Here is a 3121-nt window from a genome sequence, read left to right on the forward strand (position 1 = left end):
CCGGCGGCAACGGACGCCACGCCCCGGCGGGCCGGGTGTGCACCACGAGCGTGCCGGCCACCAGGTCACCCAGCCGGCGGCCGCGCGGGTCGGTGAGCATCACCGTCACGCTCGCCGCCCAGCTCAGCAACGGCAGCACCAGACCGGGCCACTCCACCGCGACACCCACCAGGGCCCGGGTCAGCGACTGCCCCACCCCGACCGGGCCGCCGTCGGCGCGGACCACCCGCAGCCCCACCGCCAGCTTGCCCACCGTCCGGCCGCCGACGAGACGCTCCATCACCACCGGGTAGCCGACAAGCACCAGCACCACGAGCACGACCTGGAGCCCGCCGGACAGGGCGGCGTCCACCACGTCCCTGGGCAGCGTGAGCACCAGCAGCGACAGCGCCGCACCGAGCACCAGCGCGAGGCCGACCTGGACGACCAGGTCGATCAGCAGGGCGAGCACCCGGGAGCCCAACCGGGCGACCCGGACGTCCAGCTCCACCGCCTCGCCGCTGACCAGACCCGCGTCGGCCCACCGGGGCGGTGGGGGAGGTTGCGCGCGCACCCCGACAGTGAACACCATGGACGCCTCACGGGGGAGGGCGAGTGGATCTCGACGCGTACGTGGCGGAGCACGGCGCCGAGTGGCGGCGGCTGGAGCAGTTGACCGGCCGGCGTCGCCTGGACGCCGCCGAGGTCGACGAGCTGGTCGGGCTCTACCAGCGGACCGCCACCCACCTCTCCGCGATCCGCAGCCGGGCCCCCGAGCCGGCGCTGGTGGGACGCCTGTCCCACCTGGTCCTCACGGCCCGCGCCCGGATTACCGGCCGCCCCCGGCCCTCCTGGACGGCGGTGCGCCGGTTCCTGCTGGCCGACCTGCCGGCCGCCCTCTACCGGGCCTGGCCCTGGTGGTGCGGCGTCGCCACCGGGTTCAGCGCGCTCACCGTCTTCCTCATCTGGTTCGTCGCCGGCCACCCGGACACCGCCGCCGCGTTCGTCGGCGCCGAGTCGGCCCGGCAGCTCGTCGACTCCGGCTTCGCCGGCTACTACACCGAGTTCGCCGCGCCGACGTTCGCCTTCCACCTGTGGACGCACAACGCCTGGCTGGCCGCCCAGTGCCTGGCCGCCGGCGTGCTGGTGGTACCGGTGTTCTGGCTGCTGTGGCAGAACGCGCTGAACATCGGGGTGGTGGGCGGCGTGATGGTCTCCTACGGCCGGGCGGACGTGTTCTTCGGCATGATCACGCCGCACGGGCTGCTGGAGCTGACCGGCATCTACGTCGCCGCCGGGGTCGGGCTGCGGACCGCCTGGGCCTGGATCGCCCCGCCCGCGCACCTCGGGCGCGGCCGGGCGGTCGCCGAGGCGGGCCGGGCCGCCATCGTGGTCGCCGCCGGCCTGGTCGGGCTCTTCGCCGTCTCCGCGCTGCTGGAGGCGTTCGTCACCCCGGCGCCGCTGCCGATGCCGGTCCGGGTGGCGGTCGGCGCCGCGGTGTGGGCGGCGTTCCTGGCGTACGCGCTGGTGCTGGGCCGGCGGGCGGTCAGAGCTGGCCGAGGGACTTGAGCCGCAGGTAGGTGTCGGCGACGGTGGGCGCGAGCCGGTCGGCGGCCACGTCCACCACGGTCACCCCGTGTCGGGACAGGGCGGCGCGCACCCGGTCCCGCTCGGCGAGCGCGCGCCAGGCCGCCGCGGCCGTGTACGGGTCGTCCGGGCCGGTGGGCGTGGCCGTGGTGAGCCGGGTCAGCACCGGGTCGTGGGTGGCCGCCAGCACCACCCGGTGCCGGGCGGCCAGGCGCGGCAGCACCGGGAGCAGCCCCTCCCGCAGCGCCCCCGCGTCCAGCGCGGTGAAGAGCACCACCAGGCTGCGCTGCCGTTCCCGGCGCAGCACCTCCGCGGCGACCAGTTCGAAGTCGGTCTCGGCCAGCGCCGGCTGGAGCGGCGCCATCGCCTCGACCAGCCGGGGGAGCAGCGCCGGTCGGCCGCTGCCGGTCACCCGGGCACGCACCGCGGTGTCCACGGCGAGCAGGTCCACCCGGTCGCTGGCGCGGGCGGCCAGCGCGGTCAGCAGCAGCGCGGCGTCGATCGCGGTGTCCAGCCGGGGTTCGTCGCCGAGCCGGACCGCCGAGGTGCGGCCGGTGTCCAGCACGCAGACGAGCCGCCGGTCCCGTTCCGGCCGCCAGGTGCGGACGAGCACGTCGGCGCGGCGGGCGCTGGCCCGCCAGTCGATCGACCGCACGTCGTCGCCGACGGCGTACTCGCGCAGGGTGTCGAACTCGGTGCCGTGCCCGCGACCCCGGGTCACCTGGACCCCGTCGATGATCCGGAGCCGGGCCAGCTTCTCCGGCAGGTGCCGGCGGGAGTCGAACCGCGGCAGCACCCGCAGCGTCCACGGTGGCGTGGCGGGTCGTTCGGCGCGCTGCCGGAAGCCCAGGCGCATCGGCCCGAGCGAGCGCACGGTCAGCGCCACCGCCTGCCGGTCGCCCCGCCGCGTCGGGGTGAGGCGGACCGGCAGGGTGGCCGTCGTGCCCGGCGCGACGGTGAACACCCGGTCCGGAGGCTGCTCGGGCCGCGCCCCGGCGGAGGGCACCCACGCGTCGCGTACCTGGGCGTGCAGCGGCGAGTCGGTGGGGTTGGCCAGGTGCAGGGCGACCGTGGCGGTGCCGCCGAGGCGGACGGTCCGGTCGCCGGTGCGGGTCACGCCGAGCGCGTGCGGCGGGACGGCGAGGAGCCGATCGACGGCGACCAGCAGCAGCACCGCCGCGGTCAGCACGGCGACGCCGAGGAACGGGGACGGCCAGACCGGCAGCGTCGCCGCGCCCGCGGCGAGCAGCAGACCCGCCCGCCAGGTCATCGCGGCGTCGGCACGGTGGCCAGCACCGAGTCCAGCACGGCGTCCACGGTGACGCCCTCCAGTTCCACCTCGGGGCGCGGGCGCAGCCGGTGCCGCAGCGTGGGCCGGGCCACCGCCTTCACGTCGTCCGGCGTGACGTGGTCCCGCCCGGCCAGCCAGGACCACGCCTTCGCGGTGGCGAGCAGCGCGGTGGCGCCCCGGGGCGAGGCGCCCAGCTCCAGGGCCGGGGCGACCCGGGTGGCGCGGCAGAGGTCCACGATGTAGCCGAGCACCGGCTCGGCCACG

At 77.1% G+C, this 3121-nt stretch carries 4 protein-coding genes; 1 reads left to right on the forward strand and 3 read right to left on the reverse strand.

All coding sequences use genetic code 11. The features are described from left to right. A partial coding sequence (locus HUW36_RS29355; RefSeq protein WP_174531086.1) for an RDD family protein occupies window positions 1-571 on the reverse strand: 571 nt, incomplete at its 3' end. Between the two features lie 23 nt (window positions 572-594). Between HUW36_RS29355 and HUW36_RS29360 the strand changes: the two genes are divergently transcribed. Further along, window positions 595-1548, forward strand: coding sequence for a stage II sporulation protein M (locus tag HUW36_RS29360; RefSeq protein ID WP_174531087.1), 954 nt, complete (start codon window positions 595-597; stop codon window positions 1546-1548). Here HUW36_RS29360 and HUW36_RS29365 read toward each other — a convergent pair. After that, on the reverse strand, window positions 1526-2836 hold the full coding sequence (locus HUW36_RS29365; protein ID WP_174531088.1) for a DUF58 domain-containing protein: 1311 nt from the start codon (window positions 2834-2836) through the stop codon (window positions 1526-1528). The two genes, HUW36_RS29360 and HUW36_RS29365, sit on opposite strands and share 23 nt — an antisense overlap. Next, on the reverse strand, window positions 2833-3121 hold a 289-nt coding region (locus HUW36_RS29370), incomplete at its 5' end, for an AAA family ATPase (protein ID WP_217428899.1). The genes HUW36_RS29370 and HUW36_RS29365, both read right to left, overlap by 4 nt.

The organism is Micromonospora maritima (assembly GCF_902825405.1).
Classification (GTDB): domain Bacteria; phylum Actinomycetota; class Actinomycetes; order Mycobacteriales; family Micromonosporaceae; genus Micromonospora; species Micromonospora maritima.

What these genes read in the sequence shown, in the direction of transcription:
- HUW36_RS29365 (WP_174531088.1), bottom strand. Translation starts at nt 2,836, where the DNA reads ATGACCTGGCGGGCGGGTCTGCTGCTCGCCGCGGGCGCGGCGACGCTG.